The organism is Pontibacillus halophilus JSM 076056 = DSM 19796 (assembly GCF_000425205.1).
In the GTDB taxonomy this organism is placed as follows: Bacteria; Bacillota; Bacilli; order Bacillales; family BH030062; genus Pontibacillus_A; species Pontibacillus_A halophilus.
This window is the reverse complement of sequence record NZ_AULI01000007.1, coordinates 125157-150096: the sequence shown is the minus strand read 5'-3', so window position 1 is coordinate 150096 and position 24940 is coordinate 125157. Positions and strand designations below refer to the sequence as shown.

The following is a 24940-nucleotide window of genomic DNA, read 5'->3' as shown; positions in this document are numbered from 1 at the left end:
AAACCATGACCTGGAAAAAATCGATGAGATTTATGCGGACGGTTTTATTTGCGTTAGTCTTTGCGCTCTTGTTCCGTTCCTATTTGTTTGCCAGTTACGTAGTGGATGGGAAGTCGATGGAGCCGACGCTCTACGATGGAAATTTACTCATGGTCAATAAGGTTATCTACGATTGGAACGATGTGAATCATTTGGACGTTGTCGTCTTTCATTACAATGAGCAAGAGGATTATGTGAAGCGTGTCATTGGGTTACCTGGTGATACGATTGAATATCGAGAAGATACGCTCTACTTAAATGGACAAGCGGTGAATGAGGATTATCTCGACCCATTTCGTCCAGAGAATGGAGAAGCCCTTACGCAAGACTTCACGTTGACGGAAGTGACTGGAGAAAAGACGGTACCGGATGGCTCTATGTTCGTTCTTGGCGATAACCGGGCCGAAAGCTTAGACAGTCGTTACTTTGGATTTGTGCCAATTGATAGCATCGTCGGCAAGGTGGATGTTCGTTACTGGCCAATCTCCCAGGTCTCGCTATCATTCTTATAAAGACCACGTATCGTCTATAAGGAATCGAGTATGAAATCGAAATGATTTTGTACTCGTTTTTTTATGATATTCATAAGGAAGAGTTCATGAAACTAGAGGCAAGAGGCAAGTATCTCCTCTCGCCACCTGACTAGTTTAAGTGACTTCTACAACAGGAGTGGTGCTGTTAACGCGCATTATGATTGGATAGTTAGCGGAGATTGATGAATCTTCAGCCCTTGGATGGTAATGGCGAGAAATACAAATCCAATGAGTGCTGCACCAATCACTCCTTGAACAGGAATGAAGGTAGCTAAGATACTTCCTGCACTCGCTCCGGTGAGTAAGATAAAGGAGTACATAGAAATGGCGGTCGCTCTAGCACGGTTTCCGTAGAAGCCAATTAACATAATGACCATTGGAATCGTGAGTGACGTGGAAGCAATCATTGCAATAGAGGCAAGGAGCAATGTCCATGGATGAAAGGCAATCGACGGCAAGAGGAAGCCAACTGACATGAGCAGGAGCATGCTCACAAGTAACGGTCGTGCCCCCCATTTCTCTACGAGTGGACCGGCAAAGAATGAAGGAATAATCCCAAGCAATCCAATGAGACGGAACGTTTGCAAGGAATAGGGAAGGAAGGATGGATGCGTGGAAAGATAGAGCTCGAGACTTCCGTAAAAGGCAATGACAGTTAAGAGCAAAAAGAAGGCTGTAACGTACAGCTTCTGTAAGGGTGAAAAGCGAAAAAATGATACAATAGAACGGATTGGAACTGGCTTTGTAACAGACGCGTCACGTGGTTTAGCCAAGGATGAAGCAAGACCAATCCAGCATAGAAGATAGCAAAGGCTACACCCGTAAAAGATGGCACTGAAATTAAACCACGTAAATACAGCATCCGCGTACATCTGACCAAAGATCCCTGCGAAGAGAAATCCAGTGTTAATAATGGCAATCACAAAGGCTTGCTCTTTCCCATCATAATGGAGGAACGTGTACGCAAAGCTGGTAGGGGCAAAGCAGGCTGCTAGTAACCCTTGTAGAACGCGAAGTAGGAGAAATAGTCCAAAGTTATCTACAGTTCCGATTACGAAGGTCAGGCAGACAAGGCCAAGAATTCCTGTTAACAGGATCAGTCGGTGAGGCAAACGGTCAGCAAGCAGACCGAAACAAAAGAGACCGATGGCATAAGGGAAGATGAACAAAGAACTGGCAAGTGAAGCTGTCGTCTTCGTCACATTGTAGGTTTCTGATAAATAATCAACGTGAGGAATCATTAAATATAAATTACTAGCAATGAAAATACCGGTCACGATTAAGGCACAGGCGGCAAGGTGTGAGCGATTCATAACGACTCCTCCTTATGGGCACGTGTCATATCGTATGCCGAAATTCAAGATTTGGTGAAAGGTAGGGGGAGACATGTCAATTCGATTTTTATTAGGCCGTGCGGGGTCTGGGAAGAGTACTCATGTTCTACATGAGATTCGTGAAGAGTTGAAAGCGCGCCCGGATGGTCCACCTATTCTATACATTGTTCCTGACCAAATGACATTCCAGCAGGAGTATGCCCTTCTTAAAGACGGGGAAGTGGAAGGGAGTATCAGAGCCCAAGTTCTTAGCTTCTCCCGACTCGCCTGGCGTGTCTTTCAGGAGGTTGGTGGCGGTACGAAGAAGATGCTTAGCTCTACAGGAGTTCAGATGATGCTTCGTAAAATTGCGGAAGAGCGAAAGTCAGATTGGAATGTGTTCCAAAAGGCGATTGAGAAGCAAGGATTTATGGAGCAGTTGGAGACGATGATGACGGAATTTAAGCGCTACCGTGTCACGCCTACTCTACTACAGGAACAACTGACGAATATGGACCGCTTCCAGCATAAGCATCCAGGAGAACAGACGCTCCAACATAAGCTTGAAGACATGCTGTATATCTACGAGCACATGACAGAGGCGATGAGCGGACAATACATAGACAATGAAGACATGCTTCAATTGTTAATCGACCAGCTTGAGAAGGCGAGCTTCCTTGATGGCGCAGAAATTTATTTAGACGGCTTCCACCGTTTTACTCCACAAGAACTGATGGTCATCCAAGCGCTAATGAAGAAGGCGACACGAACGTCGGTTACGTTGACGCTCGACCGACCTCGTTATGGTGACATTGATGAACTAGACTTGTTCTATCAAACTGGCCACACGTATCAGGTGATTGAGCAGACGGGTCAGGAAGTAGGGATTGGCGTTTCAGAGATTAAGTATTTGGACGGAGAATTTGGACGCTTCCACTACTTATCGGGCCTTCAGCATTTGGAGCATTATTTTAATGCACGGCCAGCCCCTCCTTATCAAGGAGAGGTTCCTTTAACGGTGGCGCAAGCTGTAAATCCGCGTGCGGAAGTTGAAGGGGTTGCACAGGAGATTGTCGGGCTCGTTCGGGACCATGGCTATCGGTATCAGGATATGGCCATCTTAATTCGCGAGCCTGAGGTGTATCACGACTTGATTCAGACGGTATTCCGGGATTATCGAATTCCTGTGTTCGTCGATGAGAAACGGACTATGCTCAACCACCCATTAATTGAATTGCTGCGGTCAGCTTTAGAAGTCATTGAAGGAAACTGGCGCTACGATGCGTTATTCCGATTATTAAAGACCGACTTCATTCCAGCTACGGATGATGAACACCCACTCACACAAGAAGCGATTGATGAGCTTGAGAACTATGTGCTTGAATACGGTATCCGTACGAAATCGAGATGGTTATCAGACCAGCGTTGGCATTTTAAGCGGTTCCGTGGATTTGATCAGGCTTCTCAGACAGATGAGGAGAAACGAAAGGAAGAACGGATGAATCGCCTACGCCAGCAGGTAGTGGATGCGCTTGAACCATTGGATACGAAATTCCGAGAAGCACGTACAGTACGTGAGCGTACGGTCGTCCTATTTACTTGGCTTGAACAGCTCGGTGTTCCAAGAAAGCTTGATCAATGGAGAGATGAGTTCGATGAGCAAGGTGAAATCGAACGTTCCAGAGAGCAAGAGCAAGTGTGGGATTCAGTGATTGGTCTCATGGATGAAATGGTTGAAATGGTTGGCGAAGAGGCATTATCTATGAACGTTTATCGAACGACAATGGAATCAGGATTTGATTCGTTAAACTTCGCCCATGTTCCCCCTAGCATGGATCATATTATTGTTGGGAATGTCGACCGTTCAAGAATTACGGGGATTAAATGTGCGTTCCTGCTCGGTGTAAATGAAGGTATGTGGCCGATGAAGCCTCAATCAGAAGGAGTTATTTCAGAACGTGAGCGGGAGTTATTATCAGAAAGCGGGCTCGCTCTTGCTGATAGCAGTAAGCGACAACTACTCGATGATCATTTCTACGTCTATCTCGCCTTTACTGCGGCAGCTGACTATTTATGGGTCAGCTACCCCCTTAGTAATGAGGAAGGAAAGTCGAAGACACCGGCGCCAATGGTGAAGCGTGTGCTTGAAATGTTCCCATCTATCGAAGAGAAGTTGCTGCTGCAGGATTCTGATGAACACGAGGAAACAGAGCGGTTTATTACCACGCCTGAGAAGACGCGTTCCACGTTATCTGCTCAGCTGTCTCGGTATTTACGTGGCTATCCGATGGACGATATTTGGTGGGACGTACTTCATTGGTATATGAAGAAGGATGAGAATGTAGAAGACACGAAACGTGTCTTGCTGAGCCTATTCTATGAGAATACGCCTGAGAATTTACGCAAAGACACAGCGAAGCAGCTCCACAATCAGCAACATGTACGAGCGAGTGTGTCGCGTCTTGAAACCTATTACCGTTGCTCATACCAACATTTCGCCCGTTACGGTCTAGGGTTACAAGAGCGGTCGGTCTATAAGCTTGATGCTCCGGATATTGGGGTGTTGTTCCATGAGGCATTAAAGCAAATTACCGAATGGATCCAAGTGGAAGGGAAGGATTGGAACGCCATCACGAAGCATGATACTGACCAGTATGCAGAACGAGCGGTACATGAACTTTCACCTATTCTGCAACACCAAATTCTACACAGCTCGAATCGATATCAATACATTCAACAGAAGCTTCAGAGCGTTGTCGCTCGTGCAGCACATATGCTGAGTGAACAAGCGAAACGAAGCCAGTTTGCTCCTGTAGGATTGGAGTTAGGATTCGGACCAGATGAGAAGATTCCGCCACTAAACTTAGACTTAGGGAACGGGTATGAATTGCAGCTTCGGGGTCGGATTGACCGTGTTGACCGTGCCCTTGGTGATGAGGGGTTGTTGCTTCGAATCATTGACTATAAATCGAGCGCGAAGGGACTTGACCTTGTGGAAGTCTATTATGGTCTTGCGCTTCAAATGCTTGCCTATTTAGATGTAGTCTTATCGAAAGCGGAAACGTGGCTTGGTGCAGAAGCTTCTCCTGCAGGTGTGCTTTACTTCCACGTCCACAATCCAATACTTTCTGAGAATGCCTTGTTGAAGGATGCCGATATTGAAGAGGAAATCTTCAAGAAGTTTAAGATGCAAGGCTTGCTCGTTGAAGATGAGGATATTGTGAAGATGATGGATACGAACCTTGAGAGCGGCGTGAGTCAAATTGTCCCGGCAGGACTCAAGAAGGCCGGTGGATTCCGTAAAGGTTCTCATACCGCAGAGCAAGTCGCGTTTCAAGAACTGCAAGGATACGTTCGTGACTTAATGGGTCAGGCGGGTCGTTCCATTACAGAAGGTGAAGTAAACTTAAATCCTTATCAGAAAGACCAACAAGTGGCTTGCACACACTGTCCATTCAAATCGGTCTGCCAATTTGACCCGACGTTAGAAGAAAACAACTACCGCACGCTGAAGCCGATGAAGGATGATGAAATCATTGAAACGATTGTGCGGAAGGAGGAAGAATAATGCCACAATGGACACCTGAACAAGAAGAAGCCATTTACACGAGCGGGACGGATATGCTCGTTGCTGCTGCCGCAGGCTCAGGGAAGACAGCCGTTCTTGTTGAACGAATCATTCAGAAGTTATTAAATCAAGACAACCCAACAGATATTGATACGTTACTCGTTGTAACGTTTACGAATGCAGCTGCCCAGGAGATGCGTAACCGTGTGGCAGAAGCGTTAGAGGAAGCACTCGTTCAATATCCAGATTCCACTCACCTTAGGAAACAATTGTCGCTGTTGCAGCGCGCATCGATTTCAACGCTTCACTCCTTCTGTCTTGATGTAGTGAGAAGCTATGCCTATATGCTTGATTTAGATCCTGGCTTTCGGATTGCGGATACGATTGAAGCGGACCTTCTACGCCAAGAAATAGTCGAAGATTTGTTTGAAGAGTGGTATGGGAAAGAAGGGGAGGAGCGAGATCGTTTCTTTGAAGTAGTTGACCGCTTCTCGAGTGACCGTAGTGATGTGGAAGTGGAGCAACTGATGCTTGATGTGTATGATTTCGCGATGCAGAATCCAAATCCAGATACGTGGATGGAAGGCGTCAAGCGTATGTATGAAGTATCACCTGATCAAGGAGAAGAGGGACTGTCCTGGCTTCCCATCCTTAAGCGTGATGTCCGGGGTCAGCTGGAGGCAATGATGCAAGAAACAGAGCAAGCGCTTCAGCTCACCAGAGAAAGTGATGGACCTTATCACTATGCCGAGGCAATCGATGACGACCGCCTTAAGATGGCAGAGGCATTAGGGCTGCTCGATCAGTCTTGGAGCGAGCTCCAGAATTATATGCAACAATCCGGTAGTTTCCAGAAGCTATCTGGGAAGAAGGTTGAGTGTTCAGAGGACAAGAAAGAACGGGTGAAGAAGCTACGAGACCGCTATAAGAAACGTTGGAATAGCTTGAAGGAAGACTGGTTTACTCGTTCTTTGGATGCTCATTTGCAAGATATGAACCGCTTGAGCCCGGTTGTCGACCAGCTCATGGTGCTCGTTAAAGAATTCCGCACACGTTTCCAACAGAAGAAGAAAGAACGTGCGATTGTCGACTTCGCAGACTTAGAGCATTATTGCCTTCAAATCTTGTTGGGTGACTCCTCAACAGAGGATGCCTTCATTCCGTCAGAAGTGGCTTATTTGTACCGGGAGCAGTTCACTGAATTATTAGTGGATGAATATCAAGATACGAATCTTGTACAAGAAACGATCTTGCGTTTACTAACGGATGGGGAGGACGCAGCGAATCTGTTCATGGTTGGAGATGTAAAGCAAAGTATTTATCGTTTCCGTCATGCGGAACCGACCCTCTTTATGAACAAGTACAAAGAATTTAAAGAAGAGACGCATCCAGCGAAGCGCATCGACCTCGCTCGGAACTTTAGAAGTCGTAAAGAAGTTCTTCATGGTACAAACTATATCTTCCGCCAGATTCTCGATGAAGAAGTCGGAGAGATGAACTATGAACAAGATGCAGAACTGATTTATAGCAATAAGATCTACGATGAGCTTGTGTCGAGTGATGCAGATGCTGAGCTATTGATTATTGACCGGGAAGCGAATGAAGAAGCAGAGCAAGATGCAGAAGGAGAGAACTTCCAAGACCTCGAGAAGGCGCAGCTCGAGGCGCGTGCCTATGCAGACAAGATTAAAACGTGGCTCGGACATGGTGACCAACCTGCCCTCCAAGTCGTAGATAAGGCAACAGGAGCGATGCGCCCTATTCAATATCGTGACATCGTGATTCTCATGCGTTCTATGACGTGGGCGCCTACCATTATTGAAGAGTTGAAGCAACAGGGGATTCCAGTATATGCTGAGCTATCTACCGGTTATTTCGAAGCCATTGAGATTCAAATTATGATAAGTCTGCTGAAAGTCGTTGATAACCCAAGACAAGATATTCCGCTCGCCTCAGTCCTTCGCTCCCCAATTGTAGGATTAAATGAGGATGAGCTCACAAGCGTTCGCTTGGCGGATAAGAAGGGGACATATTACGAGGCGTTGAAGCAATATCGACGTGTTGGGGACAGCAAAGAACTGATTCAGAAAGTAGACGACTTCTTAACGAGACTCAACAGCTTTCGAAAGCGTGCGCGCCAAGGCTCATTATCTGAACTCATTTGGGGAATTTACCGTGAGACGGGCTATTATGATTTCGTTGGTGGGATACCAGGTGGCCGACAGCGACAAGCGAATCTTCGTGCCTTGTATGACCGTGCCAGAACGTATGAAGCAACGACCTTCCGCGGTTTATTCCGTTTCTTGCGCTTCATTGAACGCATTGAAGAGCGGGGAGAGGACTTAGGAGCTGCACGGGCACTCGGCGAACAAGAGGACGTTGTGCGGATCATGACCATTCACAAGAGTAAAGGTCTTGAGTTTCCAGCTGTTCTTGTCGGGGCCATGGATAAAGAGTTTAATACGAGTGACTTAAGGCAGAAGTACTTGTTGCATAAGGATTTAGGCTTTGGAAGTAAGTTTATTGATCCTGAGAAGAGGATTATGTATCCAACTCTTGTCTATCATGCATTAAAGCGTGAGAAGCAACGGGAATTGTTGGCTGAGGAGATGCGTGTATTGTATGTAGCGCTCACTCGTGCGAAGGAAAAGCTTGTCATGGTCGGGAACGTCAAATCGCTAGAGCAACGCCTTGAGAAATGGCGGGAGTGGGTCAGTCATAAAGACTGGGTATTGCCTGCTCAATATCGACTTGAAGCGAAGACCTATCTTGACTGGGTAGGCCCATCTCTTATTCGTCATGAGGGAGCGATGGACTTACGGGGAGATGTGAACGTTGAGCTTGTTCCAGACGCTATTTATCGTGATGAATCGAAATGGAAAGTATCCCTTGTGCATGGAAGTGTGTATACAAATCCTGATGTTGTGGAAGAAGAGGAAAGCGAGGCGCTTGAATATGCCATACGTAATTGGGAGCCACTTGAAGAACAAGAACTAAATGATGATGTGGATCGTCGTCTTTCGTTCCAATATGAACATCAAGATGCGGTATCTCATCGTGCCAAGCAATCTGTGACGGAGTTGAAACGACAACGAGAGCTGCAGGATGAGAATAGTGGCCAATCCTTGATTCAGAACGTCAAGCGCCCAATCGTTGACCGTCCTCGCTTTATGCAAGAGAGCAAAGAATTGACTGGTGCAGAAATAGGTACGGCAATGCATACCGTCATGCAACACTTGCCTTTTGACCGCGCTCTTGCAGCGTTTGAAATTGAAGAGAAGGTAAGCGAGATGGTTCATAACGAATTGCTCACGTACGAAGAATCAGAAGTCGTTCAAACAGAAGCGATTGAAGCCTTCTATGTGAGTGAAATCGGTAGAAAAATGATTGCAGCAGATACGCTTTATCGTGAGGTTCCCTTTACACTCGTTCTTCCAGCCAATGAAGTGTACGCAGATTGGAAGGATGACACGGAAGAGAAAGTGTTTATCCAAGGGGTTATCGATACGATTATTCCTGAAGAAGATGGATGGGTCATCCTCGATTACAAGACAGATCGAGTCGACACTCCAGTAACAGATGCGACGGAGAAGAAGCTGCAGGATCGCTATCGAACACAGCTTAAGTTGTATGCAGAAGCACTGCAACGAATTTGGAAACAACCAATTAAAGAGACGTATTTGTATTTCTTCCACGCATCGTTGCTTACGAAAATGGAGGCGAATGTTGAAGATGAAGGATGAAAGATGTGAACTTTGCGGACGCTCTCCGCTTAGAACGACAGTTCATCATCTCGTGCCAAGGGAAAACGGGGGTGTAGAAGGACCTACGGCGAATTTATGCCAGGCCTGTCACAAGCAAATCCATGCCTTGTTTACAAATGATGAGTTGGCTGCCTTTTATCACACAATTCCAAGGTTAGAGGAACATCCAGATATGGAGAAATACTTGCGCTTTATTCGGAAACAACCTCCCGAGAAACAAATTACCATTCACAAATCGAACCGGAAGAAACGCAAATAATGAAAGCCTTGCTGATTGTCAGCAAGGCTTCCATTGATTACGTAGAAACGTTTGGTTGGTCAAGCGCATCCGGATCGAATGGATTGGATGTACTGATTCCGTTATTCGTATTAATGAAATCACCTGTATTGTTCGAACCGGAACCTGCGTTTGCTTTAGACGAGCTCTTTGGAGAAATGTAGAAAGAATCTCCAAAGTTGATGACCCCGCCACCAACACTGTTAATCTTGATTGGGCCTACGATGGATGGCATTGTATTCACCCTCTTAAATGGAAGTACTACTAGTTAATGTATGCGCTATAGAGCAACTTGTTCATCATCCTCATCCTCAATTAAAATTCGGGTGTTTTTCACGCGGGTCTCTGCTTCAATGTCATCCACGCTTCCAATTTGGAAGATGGAGGAGGTGGACACCCCTTTGATGGCAATATCGCATACCTGGATAATTGGATTGTGGTGGATATGGTATTGCTCTAGTTGTAGTCGTCTTGTGGGCCTTGGCAACGGCTCGGTGAAGACAGGGTAGCTCTCAAATTGGTACGGTTCACTATATTTCACGCCGCCTTCCTTCTGAATCGCGAGTACACGTGACTTTGGCATAAGTTCATGCGCATCGCCAATTTCGAAGATTGATCCGTCAATGAGGGAACTAAGCTTTACCGTGTTCACTTCGGATAAACGTTTCTCCATCAATCAGATCCTTGCCCTTCGGCTGAACGCCCAAGTGGCACGAGTGGTGTAGAGGCAGGTGGTTCTTGACCAACAATGATAGATTCTGGTGGGGTATCAAAGATGGATGATAAATACATCTCTTCATTATCTCCAATTAAGAATACAGAGGATGAGGATACCCCGAGTATGCGGACTTGCCCGACGGTTAAACCGTAGTTGTGTACTTCAAAGCACATGGTTAATCGGCTCCTTTGCCGTAATGTCGATTCATAAATTCACGCAATGAGTGGCGCACTTCATCCTTAATTTGATTTAATACGTCATCGCGATCATCGTCCCCAAGCATGCCATTCTGAACGTTTGCTTTCGCCATATAATGTTGAACTCGGGCATCCAGCTGCTTTCTGATATCATCCAACAGTTTCTGTTCGTAATCATGATCAAAGGGCTGGCCGAATTCTCTTGATAACTGTTGAATCTCTCGAGGTCCTTGGTCTGTTAAATATTGATTCAAGCCGTTTACGAGGTTTTGCTTTACCATATCGGCCGTGTTCGCCTTCGGTGGAAACGGCTGTTCTTGGATGGAAAGTTGTTCAATCCCGGTTCCTGCTGCTCCGTCAGAAGGAGTGAGCCCAATGTTCAACGTTCCTTCAAGCGTCTCAATCTTCAGCTGGTCGAAATGGTATTCGATTTTCTCGATATTTGTCCCAGGTGGCGGTGCGGGTGTGGGTGTATTAAGTTTGTCTTCTAATTGATTGACTCTTCTTGACAGTTGTTCCAGTTGGTCTGTCTGCTTATCAATAAGGGCATGAAGTCGCTGCAAATAGTCTTGAAATCCGTTGGAAGGATACAAGCTCACTCCTCCTTTCTAGACGGGTGCCTAGTTTACACTATGCAGCGCTGCGAGGATTGGTTACTTATAGTGGGGTAAGCAGCGGGACGAGAGGTTCTTCCTGTCCTTGCTGAGAAGTGGCGCCCATGGCTTCTGCTTCCTCGGCTGGTTGCGTGAATCCTCCGGTATTATAAAGACTGGAACGTGCTTGGATGACTCCAGCACTCCCAACTTGAAGCACAGAAGAGTTTGTTATGGAACCAACTCGAAGGACGTTAATGCATATATTTTGGTAAATGGTGTAGCCCATAAAATACCTCCTTTATTCGACATCGACCGTAATCGGCTGGTCGACTTGGTCCATATCGTTCACATTCGTACTGGAATTGGACAGATCAATTTCGATGCCATCCCCAGTGTTAAAGGAGCCTCCTCCAGCAAAGGTTTTAGCTGTGCTGTATGGTGCCATCGCATAGACATCTCCAATGTTAAAGATACTTGAAGACCCAATGTTAATTACTTTGACTGCACCGACCTTGGCTGGCATAGGCATCCCCCCTTTTTATGACTAGTCTATGAGAGGAAAAGGGAAGGTGTGAGTTGAATGTAGTAGGGAATACATAACTGAAATTAAAGAGGTGAATGGAATGAAGACAACGCCCCTGGCCAGTCAAAAGAGGCTGCCATGGATAGATGCAGCCCGAGGGTTTGCGATATTCGGAATTTTCATGGTGAACATGCCGTCAATTGTTGCACCGTTCTTCCTTTACGGTGGGGGAGCATCGTACTTTGATAGCACGACTGATGAAGCTGTTCAGAACTTAGTGGATTTATTGTTCCAAGCTAGTTTTTACACGTTATTTTCGTTTCTGTTCGGATTTGGTCTTCAACTGATGAAGGACCGTTTGTCGGATAAAGGAATTGCGTACCGTAAAGTATTGCTAAGAAGACAGCTAATCTTAATTGGCTTCGGAATCATCCATGCTTTCTTCATTTGGCACGGAGACATTTTGTTGTCCTATGGGGTTCTTGGGCTGCTTCTGTTCTTATTCTATGAACGTAAGGACAAGGTTCTGATTTGGACAGCTATTCTAGTATTAGGCTTTATGAGTGCGTTGAACACACTAGGACTCTATCTCATTCGAAGTCAGCTCCCCTTTGTAAGCGAATCAGGCATCGAACAGTCCTTTGCAGCGTATGGAGAAGGGGGCATTGGAGCAGCTTGGCAACAGAACGTGAATGATTGGCTTGTTGGAAATGGCTCAGTTGGACAGTGGGTCAACCTAGCTCTTACTCTCGTTCCAATGTTTCTAATCGGAATGTTCTTTGCGAGGAAGAGGTTGTTCCACGAGGTAGGTGAGCATCGACGAACGTTATGGAAGATATGGTGGTTCACCCTTGTTCTATTTGTCGCGTTCAAGGGAGTGCCGTTCCTATTTGGCAATCCGATCTGGTTCCAATACTACGCTCAAGATTTAATTGGTGGGTCAGCATCAGCGATATTCTATGCTACGAGTATCGTTCTCCTTTACCAGACAAGGGCAAAGAAGGGACTTGTGTGGTTTACGTACGTAGGAAAGTTGTCACTCACAAATTATATTTTGCAATCTGTTCTCGCGGTAGGGCTTGCCTATAACATTGGTTTTGGGTTGTACGGAGAGCTTACTCCATTAATGAGCGCGGGAGTTGTGGTTGTTATTTATATGCTACAAGTACTCGGAAGTTGGTGGTGGGTGCATCGTTATCATTTCGGTCCACTTGAGTGGGTGTGGCGGACGTTGACCTATGGAAGTCGCCCGAAAATGGCAAGACAGAGAGTAGAAATGACGACAAACTATACAGAAAAGGGAAAGTAATACTCGAATTTTGTAGAACTTTTGGCATATGCGTGAAAATGATTAATCTGTCGGATGTGAAAAATATTCCTCTATTGTATGATGATAGTACATCAGATTCAACGGACTTCATCCTTGAATCTCGATAAAGGCAAACCATGTGAAAATGTGGGACGCAAAACTATAGGGGCTAAGGACATTCGTTGTCTAAGCTTGCCAGTTACCGAAAGATGCTGGGTGAGAAAGACCCTTCATTTCGGTGAGGGAGGGTTAAGTATTATGGTGCCCAATTGATTTGGGAGCTGCACACCAACTTTTCCTGACCTGTTTGTATATAAGGAGAGCCACACTCCGTCTATTGGGATGCCATGATTCGGATCAGTTTATCCCTTCGAAAGTAGGCATGGGTTGCGGTCTTCTAAGTATACACATCCTGTTTGTTTAAACAATGGCAAGAGTAGCTTGAAACTTGGACGTTGTTTAATTGATTTCCCCTTTACCTATATTCGGAGATGTTGCGTAGCTAGGACGCAGCATCTCCCTTTTTTTGTTCTTATTGATCTTATGGAGTGTAACTTGTGATGAACATATACAAGATGAACCAAATGATGAACGTGACGAAGTTTAATAACACACTAAGGATAGGGAGAAGCTTCTTCTCTCCCTTTCTAAAGAAGGCAACAATGGCTAAGATAAACGACGCGGGTACGATTATGAATTGGACATAGAAGATGATCCCACGAGCCTCCGTACTCATCATCTTTCCAGGCAAGAACCAAAGCAATAGACCGAGTACAGCGAGAACAATAGACAAATAACTGATCCATGAATGAGATTTCAACGTAAGACCTCCTTTGTTCATTGAACTTATGTAAGATTCTGAATGGAGCTATATCTGAAGAAGCGCGAAACCTTTCGGTGGCTCGCGCTTCTTGTTAATGTAGCTTATATAGTCTAGCAGTTTATTAGCTCAGTACTTCTTTAATCTTCTGAATGGCCCACTGTAGATCCTCTTTCTCAATAATTAGTGGAGGGGCGAAGCGGATAACCGTGTCATGGGTTTCTTTACAAAGCAGTCCGTGCTCTTTCAATTTCTCACAATACGGTCGAGCGGGTTCCGTCAATTCCACACCAATCCACAAGCCTCGTCCGCGAACTTCTTTAATGATGGGGTTGTCTATTTCTTGAAGTTCAGATTTCATGTACTCTCCAAGCTCTAAGGAGCGTTCGGCTAAGCGTTCCTCTTGCAACACGTCTAAGGAAGCGAGAGATACGGCACTTGCCAATGGATTTCCGCCAAAGGTTGACCCGTGTGAGCCTGGATTGAACACACCAAGAATCTCTTTGTTGGCAACGATACAAGAAATTGGAAACACCCCGCCACCAAGTGCTTTACCGAGTATCAGAATGTCTGGAGAAACGTTCTCCCAGTCACATGCGAACATCTTTCCACTACGTCCAAGGCCTGATTGAATCTCATCTGCAACGTAAAGGACGTTGTTCTCTTGGCAAATGTCATACGCTTCTTTCAAGAAACCGTCTTCTGGAATGACGATTCCTGCTTCACCTTGGATTGGTTCGAAGAGGAAGGCCGCTGTGTTCTCTGAAATCGCATCACGCAGCGCTTCTTTGTCGCCATATGGAATGAGTGTAATGCCTGGAAGAAGAGGTCCAAAGCCTTTCTGGTATTCTTCTTCAGAAGAGAGAGAAACAGCTGACATAGTCCGGCCATGGAAGTTGCCTGTACACGCAATAATCTCTGCCTTGTTCTCTGGCACCCCTTTAACGTCGTAAGCCCAGCGGCGTACTGCTTTAATCGCTGTCTCAACAGCTTCCGCTCCTGTGTTCATAGGTAGAGCCATATCTTTATTCGTCAGTTCACAAATCTTCTTGTACCATGGACCAAGCTGATCATTATGGAACGCACGTGAAGTTAATGTCACACGATCGGCCTGTTGTTTCAATGCATCAATAATCTTCGGATGTCGATGACCTTGGTTGACAGCTGAGTAGGCACTCAGCATATCCAAATAACGATTGCCTTCAGGGTCTTCTACCCAGATTCCCTCTGCTTTCGAGATTACAATCGGAAGTGGATGGTAGTTGTTCGCCCCATATTCCTCTGTCTGTTGAATAATAGAATCGCTCGTTTGAATCATACTATCCCCTCCATCAAATTATGTGAATGCGCTTCTATTATAACAGTATTTTGAATTTTTTGTCTTCTGGAACGAGAATTGGTTGTAGCATTCGCTTGTGGATGAGAATTCTGGTAAGATAAAATTTGGTATGTATATACATAAAGGAGGACATATAACGATGACAACACATTTACACATTACATCTTGGATTTTGTTGCTTGCTTTGTTTGGGTTGGCAATCTTCTTTAATCGCCTTGGGAGAGAGAAGGCAGGTAAGATTGTACAAATGATTATGCGATTAGACTATCTTCTTATCTTGTACAGTGGTGGTAGCTTACTAGGAGCATACTTCCAATATGCTAATGGCGCAGAGATTGGAGAATCAATTGTGAAGGCCATTGCTGGTATCTGGGTAATTGGGATTGTCGAAGTCCTGACAACACGCTCCCATAAACGAAAGAAAGCGGGAACGGCGTTATGGGTGCAGTTCTTTATTGCATTTATCATTACCATTGTATTAGGCTTTGGTCGCTTAGGATATGGGATCTATCTAGGTTAACAAATAACCCTTGTGTCTTTAAGACACAAGGGTTTTATTTATATCGTTACCATCGTGTATGAGGGGGGATGGCAACCAACATACTCACAACCTTTATAATAATGAGAATGATTATCATTGTCAATGAAAAGTTTGCACATCTTGGATTTTCTAGGCATATCATAGAGAATGAAGTGCTTAATGGAAACAACCGAGAGGATGTGGAAGGAATGTGCGGAATAACGGGATGGGTGGACTATAAGAAAGATCTAACGAAGGAAGCAGCTACGATTAAATCGATGGCGCGCACGTTGAATTTCCGAGGACCCGATGAATCCAATGCATGGGTTCAAACGCACGTTGCTTTTGGGCATAAGCGACTCATCGTTGTAGACCCAGCGGGAGGACGTCAGCCTATGACGTTCAAGCGTGGCGGACATACGTATACCCTCTGCTACAACGGAGAGTTGTACAACACGGAGGATATTCGCAAGGAATTGATGCAGCGTGGCTGGACGTTTGATTCGCACTCAGACACGGAAGTGCTGTTGAAGAGTTACATTGAATGGCGGGATGCTTGTGTCGATCGCTTTAATGGAATCTTTGCTTTTGGAGTCTGGGATAGTGAGCAGGAAACGTTATTTCTCGCTAGAGATCGACTTGGGGTGAAGCCGCTCTTCTACACAGAGAATAGCGGAGGATTTCTCTTTGCTTCTGAACTGAAAGCGTTACTCGCTCATCCAAATGTAGAGGCAGTACTTGACCGAGAGGGACTTAGCGAAGTGCTCGCACTAGGGCCTTCTAGAACTCCAGGTCATGGCGTCTTTAAGGGAGTGAAGGAGCTCAGGCCAGGGCATGTTGCACGCTTTAACCGGAACGGATTGAAAGTGACTCGTTATTGGAATGTAGTCAGCCATGAGCATCCCCACACGGTTGAGCAGACAGCGGCTCATATTCGAGAATTGTTTCAAGATGCGGTTGAACGACAGCTCGTATCTGACGTCCCCGTTGGAACCTTTCTGTCAGGAGGTGTAGATTCGAGCGCAATTACCGCCATTGCAGCCAATTATTATGCTGAACAGGGAAGAGGGCAGTTACAAACATTTTCGATTGATTACGAAGACAATCAGAAATACTTTAAGTCTTCTACCTTTCAACCGAACAGCGATGGAGAATTTATAAAGTTGATGGTTGATGAGCATGGTACGGACCATCATACATGTGTGATGGATAATGGTACACTCAGTCGTTTATTGAAAGAGGCTGTCCGCATGCGGGATCTACCTGGTATGGCTGACATCGATTCCTCTTTGTTATGGTTCTGCCGTGAAATTAAAGACCATGTGACGGTGGGATTGTCTGGAGAGTGTGCGGATGAGATCTTCGGTGGGTATCCTTGGTTCTACCGGAAGGAAGATTTAGAACGGGATGGATTCCCGTGGATTCGTTCCTCTGATGTTCGCCATCGTCTACTATCCTCACAATGGCAGGAGAAATTGGATTTACAAGATTATATGATGCAGAGGTACCGGGAAACTGTGCAAGAAACGCCCGCCTTTGAAGGTGATACACAAGAAGAGAAGCAGCGACGTGAACTCTTCTATTTAAACCAGCTTTGGTTTATGACGACGTTATTAGACCGGAAAGACAGGATGAGCATGGGGGCGAGTCTTGAGGTTCGTGTGCCATTTAGTGATCATCGTCTTGTTGAATATGTGTGGAATATACCGTGGGAGATGAAGCGATACGGCGACCGAGAGAAAGGAATCTTACGAAAGGCTCTAGAGGGGCTGTTGCCTCATGATGTGCTCTATCGAAAGAAAAGTCCATACCCGAAAACTCATCATCCAGCCTATACGAGCGGAGTCGTTCAATGGCTGAACGAAATTCTAGCAGATAATAAAGCACCGTTATTCCAGTTATTTGACCGAGAAGAAGTGCGAAAGTTAGTAGAGAGTGAAGGGAACGCCATCGAATCACCGTGGTTTGGTCAGCTTATGAAAGGGCCGCAGCTGTTGGCGCATATTGGGCAAATTGATTATTGGCTTAGAACATATGATGTACACATAGAAGAATAATAGAAAGAACAGACCCTGTAAATGTATGGGGTCTGTTCTAATTTTTGTAAATCGTTCGCGCTACTGGTGGTTTTTTGGTATATTGAGTAATGATGCCCTTTAACAACAAGAATGAACCTAAGAGAATAGGGAGGGTACGAGCCCCGTAATCATAATAAAGATCCCGGCTTCTATTCTTCTTTTACAATTATATTTCTCGTCCAGTAACGTTGGAGTTCTTGAAAGATTTCTATAAGAAGCGAGTTGTCTTTATTGTACTGCCTTATGTACTATGGGCAATTTTCTATGAAACTTTCATGTATGTAATCCAATTCCGAGAATGGAGCTTGGTGGATTCTTTAGTGCGTATCCTGCACGGGGAATCGTTTTACCACCTGCATTTTATTTATCTTATTGTGCAATTTTATTTATTCTTGCCGTTACTACTTTATTTGACGCAGAAGATTGTCTTCTTGAGGAAATATCTCTGGTTGGTAGGGCTATTGATTCAAGTTTCCTACGGCTATTTGAGCAATGATGTCCAATTCTCTTCATTCATGGACTTTCTAGGATTCATGGGACCGTTCATGCTAGGGGCATGGCTCGGAGTTCACTTTACTCGTGAGAAAGAAAAGGCACGCAAAATCACAACCGTTCCCCTTGCCATTGCAGGACTTGGGCTCGGTGTCACGATGACTCTCTTACATTATTTCATATATGGGACAGGCCAGTTAGACCTTCATTGGTTCTTATTTAGACTGACAGACATGGCGTATCTATTAGTTGGGGGCTATGCGTTATTTAGAATTGCAGAGTGGCTAAGTGAAGTTGTTTCCCCACGTGTCTTCCACGTCATTAAGAACATTGCCTCGTATTCATTTGGCTTTTACTTGATTCATCCAATTGTATTACGAGTTGTTGCAGAATTTATTCCTGCTCAGGCTAATGCTTGGTTCCATGTGCAGATTGTAGGGAGATACGTTGGAACATTACTCTTCTGCTATCTCATCATATGGTTCTTCCACAGATTCACACCGTTCGGTTCTATCCTATTTGGGAAGCTACCAAAACGGGCCACATTCATTTACCACCGTCAAACGATGAATAGAGAAACTAAAACCGTGTCCTGAAGTTTCGTATCGCATCATTTGAGAAAGGAGAGACCAGATGGAAATCCATTTGGTCTTTTCTTGTATCGGTAGATAGAGGAACTAAGTTAAGGTTAAATTTTAATTATTGTTACTAGAATATTCGCAAAGAAATAACTAGCAAAAGAATGATTCGGGTAAACTGAGAATAAAGGATAAGCGTAATGTGAGGTGATTACATGAACGTCCGAATTCATTACTTGTTTACTGCACCAAAGAAGAAATGGATGGTACCTTTCACATCTGATGTGATTAAAGGAGAGGACGCTCTTCAAATAGCTGATGTTATTGAAAGAACAGGTCGAGCTCGAGACTTGGTTCTGATTGACGAGCAGAACCGCACCTGGAACAAGAAAGAGTTTGCGAAACTTATGACAGAAATCGAAACAGAACCTCATCATTTGCATGTCTATTTCGATGGGGGATTCGATCAGAAAGGTAAGCGGTCAGGGCTTGGCTGTGTCATCTACTACGAACAGAATGGATACCCATATCGCTTTCGCTTCAATGCTGCTACTCAAGATTTAAGGACAAACAATGAAGCAGAATACGCAGCCCTGCATCTAGCTATTCAACAATTAGAGGAAATGGGTGTGCATCATTTACCCGTCACGTTCACAGGAGATTCCAAAGTTGTGATCAATCAGTTGCTGGATGAATGGCCTACGCTTGAAGAATCGTTGAATAAGTGGGCGGATCGTATTGAACAGAAGCTTGACTCATTAGGTATTTCACCGTCCTTTGACCTTGTTACTAGGAAAGATAATCGAGAAGCAGACCGACTCGCCTCTCAGGCATTGGAAGGTGTAGAAGTAAGAAGTACGACTAGAATGGATTAGGAATGATGAAGAGGGGGAGATGGTGAACCATTTCCCCCTACTTCTCTCTCATAGGGTCAACATAGAATTTCTATAAAGAAGACTGGACAGATGTAGCTTCTTCTTCCTCAACAAACGCCTTCTTCATCCACGTCTTTCGTTTCCAACGAATGGCCATGACGATTCCACGAACCCATTCGTCTGCAATAAGACCAATCCAGATCCCAGGAAGTCCAAGGTTAAGGTATAACCCGAAGAACCAAGCAAATAAGACGCTAACGCCCCACATGGAGATGATACCAACGACAACTGGAAAGCGAACATCACCAGTTGCCCGTAACGAATTGACAAGAACGAGATTCGTTGCACGACCAGGTTCCATCACAATCGTCATAAGTAATAAGATTTGTCCAAGCTGGACGATCTCTTCATTGCTTGTGAAGATATGAAGGAGCGGTTCACTAGCGAAGTAGACAATCGTTGCAATGGAAACGGTAATGGCAATAGAAAGTCCTGCGCTCCTGAATCCACGGCGATAGGCTCCCTCTAAATCACGACTTCCAACCAAGTGCCCAACTAAGATTTGTGTGCCTTGACCAATTGCCACGGCTGATAAGAAAATGAACATCATTATATTTTGCGCATACACTTTCGTTGTGATGGCGACTGTTCCGAGTTGGGCAACGAAGTAAGTAATGGTGATTTGGCTCGCATTATAAGATACTTGTTCTCCAGCGGCGGGAACGCCAATATGAAGCAAGTCCTTCACATCCTTCCCGTTGTAGGAGAAGAATGAACGGAATGGAAGGGACCTTCCGCTGCGGCGATAGAGTAATAGGAAGAGTGCAATCAATCCGATAAAGCGACTTCCAATTGTTACGAAGGCTACCCCTTTAACCCCTAGTACGGGAAATCCGAATGGACCGAAGATGACAAAGTAGTTTCCGATGACATTAAGTATGTTCATCCCTATCGTGACCATCATGGAATCTTTCGTATACCCATAGCTCCTTAGAATGGTACCAATCGTCATAATTAAAGCCTGAACGAAGATGAGGCCACCTACAAGTGAGAGGTAAAGACTCGCTTCTCCCACTAATTCCTGAGGCAAGTCCATTAAAGCCAGAAGTCGCTCTGAAAAGAGATAGACAAGAACGCTTAAGAGTAAGGAGAACCACAAATTAATGCTGATGGAAGTCATCACAATGGTAGAAGCGCGAGTGGGGTTGTTTGCACCTAGATATTGCGCAACTAAAATCCCGGCTCCCATCGTAATAAATCCAAACATAACAATCATGACAGAGAGCAATTGATTCGAGACACCGACTGCAGCAACTGCATCGTCTGAATATTGGCTGAGCATCAAGGTATCCGCATTCCCCATTAACATGTGAAGCATCACTTCAATGAAAATGGGCCAGCTTAAGGCGAATAACGTCATTTTAGTAGCATCTTGTTTCTTCATAGGTGCCCTCCAGTTGGACAAATCCGATATGTCTTTGTAACTATTATAGGTGTAAGCTATACGTATACATATAGATGGAAACGAACTCATTTGAACAAAAACGATGTAAGAGGAGTGGAATTATGCAGACATTACGCTTTCAAGCACCACCCTATCCGACATTTATTACAGGGGGGAAGGCCACATTCCCAAGAAATCACAAGCATTTTCATCATTCGTTACCCGTATTTGATTTACTTTATGTTCGTTCTGGCACGCTTTTTCTTACTGAGGGGAATAACCGCTATTCGATATATCCTGGGGAGTATATCATCTTCACGCCTAATGTGGAACACTACGGGCATCGCGTCTGCGAAGAGGAAACCGAATTTTACTGGATTCACTTCGATACGGAAACAAAGGCAGAATGGACCAATCAGGAAGCTACGGAATGGAGGGAGATTATCCATAAAGAAGCGTCCTACACGACCCCAGCTTCCTATACTCTCCATTTGCCGAAGCATGGTCGCTATCCTGCCGATCAGCAGCTTGAACGCCTTATTGATCAACTCCTTCTTCAGCATGAAAGTAAAGACCCAATGGAAAGGATGAAAGAACAGCAGACGTTCCAGCAATTTCTCATCTGGACTCAACAGGCTGCGTTGCATATTCCAAATGCGGCACAATTAAAAGCGGAAGAATTAATCCGTTATATTGAAGAACATTACGATCAACAACTAGAGATTCGTGAGATTGCGAAGGAACTTGCCTTGCATCCAGATTACTTAACTCGAGTCATGAAGCAAGCAACAGGTGTGACGCCGAATGAGTACCTAACACAATACCGCTTAACGAGAGCCAAGCAGCTCCTTTCAACAACAGAGTGGACCATTGCCGAAGTGTCCACCCAAGTTGGCATTCAAGACCATGCGTACTTCTCGAGACTGTTCAAACGTAAGGAAGGGCGCACTCCAAAGGAGTATCGACGCTTCGTTCAATCTACCTCCTAGTCTATAGGAAGACTGGGAGGTTTAAAATGGTAAATTATCCAAATTATAAACAATCGTTTGCGCAACAAGCGAATCACTTGTCGTGTGAAGGAGAAGCTTTAAGAACCTTGATTTGAAGGGATTTATTCGAGACTATCCTAATCTATCATTTTACCTTAGACTCAATTCCGACAAAAGTTGCGTGAAAGTTTAAAAATTTATGCGAAAACGCTTGCACATAATTGTCTTAGGTGTATAATAAAAATTGTAAAAGATGCAACCGCTTCCACGAATAGGGGATGGGAGTTATCTTTTTCTATCAAACTATCTTTTTTTTCTATTATAGGGGAGGTCAATACAATGAAAAAATGGACAAAGCTAATGCTTGCTTCTTCATTGGCTGTAGGTGTTCTTGCAGCTTGTGGTCCGCAGGATGAAGGAGCTTCAAGTGAAGGATCTAGCAATGAAAAGCCTGAAAAGCTTATCGTCTGGGAGGACCAAGACAAGGGGAAAGCGCTTGAAGCTGCAGCTGATAAGTTTACTGAAGACACAGGTATTGAGATTGAATATAAAGAGTACAACATTACAGAAATTCAAGAAAACCTAGCACTAGATGGCAACACAAGTAACGCACCGGACGTTGTCACAATGTCCCACGATGGCATCGGCCCATCCGTTACGAAAGGATACTTACAAGAACTAGATATTGATGACGAGACGAAAGCATTGTACACAGAGTCTTCAATGGATGCGATGACGTACAAAGACAAAGTGTACGGCCTGCCGAAAGCAGTTGAAACAACAGTCTTCATCTACAACAAGGACAAGCTAGCTGAAGCTCCAGAAACAATGGATGAAGTGTATGAAGTTTCTAAAGAAGCGGTTCAAGAGGACGGCCAATACGGATTCCTTTCTACTTGGGATAACTTCTACTTCTCACACGGAGTATTCCACGGCTTTGGGTCTTACGTATTTGGTGAAGGCGACGACGCTTCAGATATTGGGCTCAACAATGAAAGCGCTGTAGAAGCATTAAACTACATCGACAAATGGTATGACGAAGGGCTATTCCCAAGTGGCCTTCTTGGTGAGAATGCGTCTGATGTTATGAGTGGCCAGTTCAATGATGGCAATGCAGTAGCCGTTCAGAATGGTCCATGGGCATTCAAGGATTATGAGGAAAATGGAATCAACATCGGAGTTTCTCCAATGCCTAAATTGCCGAACGGTGAACGTCAAGGAACGTACATGGGCGTTAAAGGTTGGTTTGTTACAAGCTTCGCAGCTCAGAATGGTACTTCTGAATACGCACAGCAATTCGTTGAGTACATCACGAATGCTGAGAATGCGAAAGCTCGTTATGAAATGACTGCTGAGATTCCACCTCTTAAAGAACTAATTGAAGACGAAGCTTGGGTAAGTGAAAATCCTTACGCAGCTGCTGTAATGGAACAGTCTAAGTTTGGTATCGCGATGCCTGCTATCCCTGAAATGGCTGAAGTATGGGAGCCAATGGCAACAGCGGTTTCTACAACTGCAACAGATAAAGCTGAAGCACAAGAAGCGTTAGACGATGCTGTAAATGTCATCAACCAACAAATTGAAGCGAACCACTCTGGAAACTAATATCGGGTAATCGGGTGCCAATTGGCACCCTACCCACCTTTATTTCATCTTAAGGCTAGTGAGAAAGGGGATACCCTTGATGGAACAAGTGTATAAATCGAATCACAGAAAGATTGCAACGTTTCTCTCAGTCATTCCAGGTCTTGGACAACTTTACAATCGTCAAATTCTTAAAGGTGTCGCATTCCTAACAATGACTATCGCGTTTCTAGTTTCTTTCTGGGATTTCTTTGCTGAGAAAGGTTTATGGGGACTCGTTACACTAGGGACACAAGTTCCACGTGATAACTCAATCTTCCTGCTCGTTTATGGAATCATTTCCATACTACTACTCTTTTTCGCCGCTATTTTTGTATTCATTGTCTTTCGGGATGCCTACAAAAATGGTGAGCGTCGCGACATGGGTCAGAGATTAAATACAATTCGCGAGCAATATCGCAATTTAATTGATAATGGATTTCCATATTTAATTCTGTCACCAGGGTTCTTCCTACTTGTATTCGTCGTCATATTGCCCATTATCTTTGTGTTCTTGTTAGCATTCACGAACTATGATCTGTACCATCAGTGGCCAGCGAAACTTATGGACTGGGTTGGAACTGCAAACTTCACAGAGTTATTTGGTACAGAATTATGGCGTTCAACGTTCTTAAATGTATTTGCATGGACACTTGTCTGGACGTTCGGCGCAACAACGTGTCAAATTGCACTAGGTGTGTTTCTAGCTGTCCTAGTGAATCAGAAGGACCTTAAAGGGAAAGCGATTATCCGTACAATCTTTATCCTTCCTTGGGCGGTACCAGCGTTCGTCTCCATCTTGATCTTCTCTGGTATGTTCAATGAAACGTTCGGAGCAATCAACACGGTAATCTTAGATGCCGTAGGGATTCCGCCAGTCGATTGGTTGACGAATGCCAATGCAACACGACTTGCGCTTATCTTTATCCAAACATGGCTTGGGTTCCCGTTTATCTTCGTCATGGTAACAGGGGTACTTCAATCTATTCCAGAAGAACTTTATGAAGCGGCTACAGTGGACGGAGCATCCGCACTACAGAAATTCCGTAACATTACATTCCCGCTTATCATGTTCTCTATTGCACCAATCTTAATTACACAGTACACATTTAACTTTAATAACTTTAACGTCATCTTCTTATTCAACGGAGGCGGCCCTTCTGTATCCGGCCAGAAAGCTGGTGGAACAGATATCCTAATCTCCTGGATTTACAAATTGACGATGACATCTCAAGAGTATGCAATTGCAGCCGCAATTACGCTCATCATGTCTGCCATGGTCATTACTGTTGCAGTATGGCAGTTTAGAAGAACGAAATCATTCCAAGAAGAGGATATGATGTAA

General features: G+C 44.7%; 22 protein-coding genes and 1 riboswitch. Of the genes, 12 read left to right on the top strand and 10 right to left on the bottom strand.

Translation table 11 applies throughout. From position 1 onward, the window contains the following. Positions 1–5: 5 nt before the first annotated feature. The gene (gene lepB, locus H513_RS0107860; protein ID WP_026800253.1) at positions 6–551 is read left to right on the top strand and encodes a signal peptidase I; all 546 of its coding nucleotides are present in this window, start codon (positions 6–8) and stop codon (positions 549–551) included. A gap of 176 nt (positions 552–727) precedes the next feature. Here the strand turns inward: lepB and H513_RS0107855 are convergent, their stop codons facing one another. Further along, positions 728–1885, bottom strand: a complete 1158-nt coding sequence (locus tag H513_RS0107855; RefSeq protein ID WP_026800252.1) for an MFS transporter — start codon at positions 1883–1885, stop codon at positions 728–730. A 73-nt stretch (positions 1886–1958) separates the two neighbouring features. Here H513_RS0107855 and addB point away from each other — a divergent pair, with 73 nt between their 5' ends. Genes addB through H513_RS0107840 form a run of 3 tightly spaced genes read left to right on the top strand, consistent with a single transcriptional unit; the run spans position 1959 to position 9476 of the window. Beyond that, positions 1959–5453 carry a helicase-exonuclease AddAB subunit AddB gene (gene addB / locus H513_RS0107850; RefSeq protein ID WP_026800251.1) on the top strand — a complete coding sequence of 1165 codons (3495 nt, stop codon included), beginning with the start codon at positions 1959–1961 and terminating at the stop codon, positions 5451–5453. Further along, positions 5453–9196, top strand: coding sequence for a helicase-exonuclease AddAB subunit AddA (addA, locus tag H513_RS0107845; RefSeq protein WP_026800250.1), 3744 nt, complete (start codon positions 5453–5455; stop codon positions 9194–9196). Before addB ends, addA begins: the two co-directional genes overlap by 1 nt. Then, on the top strand, positions 9177–9476 hold the full coding sequence (locus tag H513_RS0107840; RefSeq protein ID WP_026800249.1) for an HNH endonuclease signature motif containing protein: 300 nt from the start codon (positions 9177–9179) through the stop codon (positions 9474–9476). The genes addA and H513_RS0107840 overlap by 20 nt, the downstream gene beginning before the upstream one ends. A gap of 37 nt (positions 9477–9513) precedes the next feature. On the opposite strand, the gene H513_RS19810 is transcribed toward H513_RS0107840, so the two are convergent. The 6 genes from H513_RS19810 to H513_RS0107810 form a co-directional block, all read right to left on the bottom strand. Continuing rightward, positions 9514–9729 (bottom strand): spore germination protein, encoded by a 216-nt coding sequence (locus tag H513_RS19810; protein ID WP_036803103.1) that lies wholly within the window; start codon positions 9727–9729, stop codon positions 9514–9516. 45 nt (positions 9730–9774) lie between these two features. Next, positions 9775–10167, bottom strand: a complete 393-nt coding sequence (locus H513_RS0107830; RefSeq protein ID WP_026800247.1) for a spore germination protein GerPE — start codon at positions 10165–10167, stop codon at positions 9775–9777. Next, positions 10167–10385 carry a hypothetical protein gene (locus H513_RS22065; RefSeq protein WP_051239788.1) on the bottom strand — a complete coding sequence of 73 codons (219 nt, stop codon included), beginning with the start codon at positions 10383–10385 and terminating at the stop codon, positions 10167–10169. Before H513_RS22065 ends, H513_RS0107830 begins: the two co-directional genes overlap by 1 nt. Positions 10386–10387: 2 nt before the next feature. After that, on the bottom strand, positions 10388–11002 hold the full coding sequence (gerPC, locus tag H513_RS20840; protein ID WP_026800246.1) for a spore germination protein GerPC: 615 nt from the start codon (positions 11000–11002) through the stop codon (positions 10388–10390). A 64-nt stretch (positions 11003–11066) separates the two neighbouring features. Continuing rightward, positions 11067–11291, bottom strand: a complete 225-nt coding sequence (locus tag H513_RS0107815; RefSeq protein WP_026800245.1) for a spore germination protein GerPB — start codon at positions 11289–11291, stop codon at positions 11067–11069. 12 nt (positions 11292–11303) lie between these two features. Then, the gene (locus tag H513_RS0107810; protein ID WP_026800244.1) at positions 11304–11528 is read right to left on the bottom strand and encodes a spore germination protein; all 225 of its coding nucleotides are present in this window, start codon (positions 11526–11528) and stop codon (positions 11304–11306) included. A gap of 100 nt (positions 11529–11628) precedes the next feature. On the opposite strand from H513_RS0107810, the gene H513_RS0107805 reads away from it, so the two are divergent. Next, complete coding sequence (locus tag H513_RS0107805; RefSeq protein WP_026800243.1) at positions 11629–12837, top strand: DUF418 domain-containing protein; 1209 nt, start codon at positions 11629–11631, stop codon at positions 12835–12837. A gap of 119 nt (positions 12838–12956) precedes the next feature. Next, a riboswitch (cyclic di-GMP riboswitch) is annotated at positions 12957–13044 on the top strand. A gap of 334 nt (positions 13045–13378) precedes the next feature. Here H513_RS0107805 and H513_RS0107800 read toward each other — a convergent pair. Together H513_RS0107800 and H513_RS0107795 are read right to left on the bottom strand one after the other, a co-directional pair. Beyond that, entirely contained in the window at positions 13379–13657 is a 279-nt protein-coding gene (locus H513_RS0107800; RefSeq protein WP_026800242.1) for a hypothetical protein, read from the bottom strand. 124 nt (positions 13658–13781) lie between these two features. Beyond that, a complete protein-coding gene (locus H513_RS0107795; RefSeq protein WP_026800241.1) occupies positions 13782–14975 on the bottom strand; it encodes an ornithine--oxo-acid transaminase in 1194 nt (397 codons plus the stop codon). Between the two features lie 160 nt (positions 14976–15135). On the opposite strand from H513_RS0107795, the gene H513_RS0107790 reads away from it, so the two are divergent. The 4 genes from H513_RS0107790 to H513_RS0107775 all read left to right on the top strand — a co-directional run bounded on the left by H513_RS0107790 (position 15136) and on the right by H513_RS0107775 (position 19539). Next, positions 15136–15516 (top strand): YisL family protein, encoded by a 381-nt coding sequence (locus H513_RS0107790; protein WP_026800240.1) that lies wholly within the window; start codon positions 15136–15138, stop codon positions 15514–15516. Between the two features lie 209 nt (positions 15517–15725). After that, the gene (asnB, locus tag H513_RS0107785) at positions 15726–17573 is read left to right on the top strand and encodes an asparagine synthase (glutamine-hydrolyzing) (protein WP_026800239.1); all 1848 of its coding nucleotides are present in this window, start codon (positions 15726–15728) and stop codon (positions 17571–17573) included. A 209-nt stretch (positions 17574–17782) separates the two neighbouring features. Continuing rightward, positions 17783–18682 (top strand): acyltransferase, encoded by a 900-nt coding sequence (locus tag H513_RS19795; RefSeq protein WP_330981673.1) that lies wholly within the window; start codon positions 17783–17785, stop codon positions 18680–18682. Positions 18683–18879: 197 nt separating this feature from the next. After that, positions 18880–19539, top strand: a complete 660-nt coding sequence (locus tag H513_RS0107775; RefSeq protein WP_026800238.1) for a reverse transcriptase-like protein — start codon at positions 18880–18882, stop codon at positions 19537–19539. Between the two features lie 70 nt (positions 19540–19609). On the opposite strand, the gene H513_RS0107770 is transcribed toward H513_RS0107775, so the two are convergent. Beyond that, positions 19610–20983 carry an MATE family efflux transporter gene (locus H513_RS0107770; protein ID WP_026800237.1) on the bottom strand — a complete coding sequence of 458 codons (1374 nt, stop codon included), beginning with the start codon at positions 20981–20983 and terminating at the stop codon, positions 19610–19612. Between the two features lie 122 nt (positions 20984–21105). Between H513_RS0107770 and H513_RS0107765 the strand changes: the two genes are divergently transcribed. From H513_RS0107765 to H513_RS0107750, 3 genes are all read left to right on the top strand, one after another. After that, positions 21106–21972, top strand: a complete 867-nt coding sequence (locus H513_RS0107765) for an AraC family transcriptional regulator (RefSeq protein WP_026800236.1) — start codon at positions 21106–21108, stop codon at positions 21970–21972. Positions 21973–22311: 339 nt separating this feature from the next. Then, positions 22312–23577: an extracellular solute-binding protein gene (locus H513_RS0107755; RefSeq protein WP_026800235.1), complete on the top strand. Its 1266-nt coding sequence runs from the start codon at positions 22312–22314 to the stop codon at positions 23575–23577. Positions 23578–23635: 58 nt separating this feature from the next. After that, positions 23636–24940, top strand: a complete 1305-nt coding sequence (locus H513_RS0107750) for a carbohydrate ABC transporter permease (protein ID WP_407946598.1) — start codon at positions 23636–23638, stop codon at positions 24938–24940.

Excerpts from the sequence above, each read along its gene's own strand:
- H513_RS0107765 (WP_026800236.1), top strand. The coding sequence starts at position 21,106 with ATGCAGACATTACGCTTTCAAGCACCACCCTATCCGACATTTATTACA.
- H513_RS0107795 (WP_026800241.1), bottom strand. The coding sequence starts at position 14,975 with ATGATTCAAACGAGCGATTCTATTATTCAACAGACAGAGGAATATGGG.
- H513_RS19810 (WP_036803103.1), bottom strand. The coding sequence starts at position 9,729 with ATGCCATCCATCGTAGGCCCAATCAAGATTAACAGTGTTGGTGGCGGG.
- H513_RS0107805 (WP_026800243.1), top strand. The coding sequence starts at position 11,629 with ATGAAGACAACGCCCCTGGCCAGTCAAAAGAGGCTGCCATGGATAGAT.
- H513_RS0107840 (WP_026800249.1), top strand. The coding sequence starts at position 9,177 with ATGTTGAAGATGAAGGATGAAAGATGTGAACTTTGCGGACGCTCTCCG.
- addB (WP_026800251.1), top strand. The coding sequence starts at position 1,959 with ATGTCAATTCGATTTTTATTAGGCCGTGCGGGGTCTGGGAAGAGTACT.
- H513_RS22065 (WP_051239788.1), bottom strand. The coding sequence starts at position 10,385 with ATGTGCTTTGAAGTACACAACTACGGTTTAACCGTCGGGCAAGTCCGC.
- H513_RS0107810 (WP_026800244.1), bottom strand. The coding sequence starts at position 11,528 with ATGCCAGCCAAGGTCGGTGCAGTCAAAGTAATTAACATTGGGTCTTCA.
- H513_RS0107855 (WP_026800252.1), bottom strand. The coding sequence starts at position 1,885 with ATGAATCGCTCACACCTTGCCGCCTGTGCCTTAATCGTGACCGGTATT.
- H513_RS0107755 (WP_026800235.1), top strand. The coding sequence starts at position 22,312 with ATGAAAAAATGGACAAAGCTAATGCTTGCTTCTTCATTGGCTGTAGGT.
- H513_RS0107775 (WP_026800238.1), top strand. The coding sequence starts at position 18,880 with ATGAACGTCCGAATTCATTACTTGTTTACTGCACCAAAGAAGAAATGG.
- H513_RS0107815 (WP_026800245.1), bottom strand. The coding sequence starts at position 11,291 with ATGGGCTACACCATTTACCAAAATATATGCATTAACGTCCTTCGAGTT.
- H513_RS0107770 (WP_026800237.1), bottom strand. The coding sequence starts at position 20,983 with ATGAAGAAACAAGATGCTACTAAAATGACGTTATTCGCCTTAAGCTGG.
- lepB (WP_026800253.1), top strand. The coding sequence starts at position 6 with ATGACCTGGAAAAAATCGATGAGATTTATGCGGACGGTTTTATTTGCG.
- H513_RS0107790 (WP_026800240.1), top strand. The coding sequence starts at position 15,136 with ATGACAACACATTTACACATTACATCTTGGATTTTGTTGCTTGCTTTG.
- H513_RS0107830 (WP_026800247.1), bottom strand. The coding sequence starts at position 10,167 with ATGGAGAAACGTTTATCCGAAGTGAACACGGTAAAGCTTAGTTCCCTC.
- addA (WP_026800250.1), top strand. The coding sequence starts at position 5,453 with ATGCCACAATGGACACCTGAACAAGAAGAAGCCATTTACACGAGCGGG.
- asnB (WP_026800239.1), top strand. The coding sequence starts at position 15,726 with ATGTGCGGAATAACGGGATGGGTGGACTATAAGAAAGATCTAACGAAG.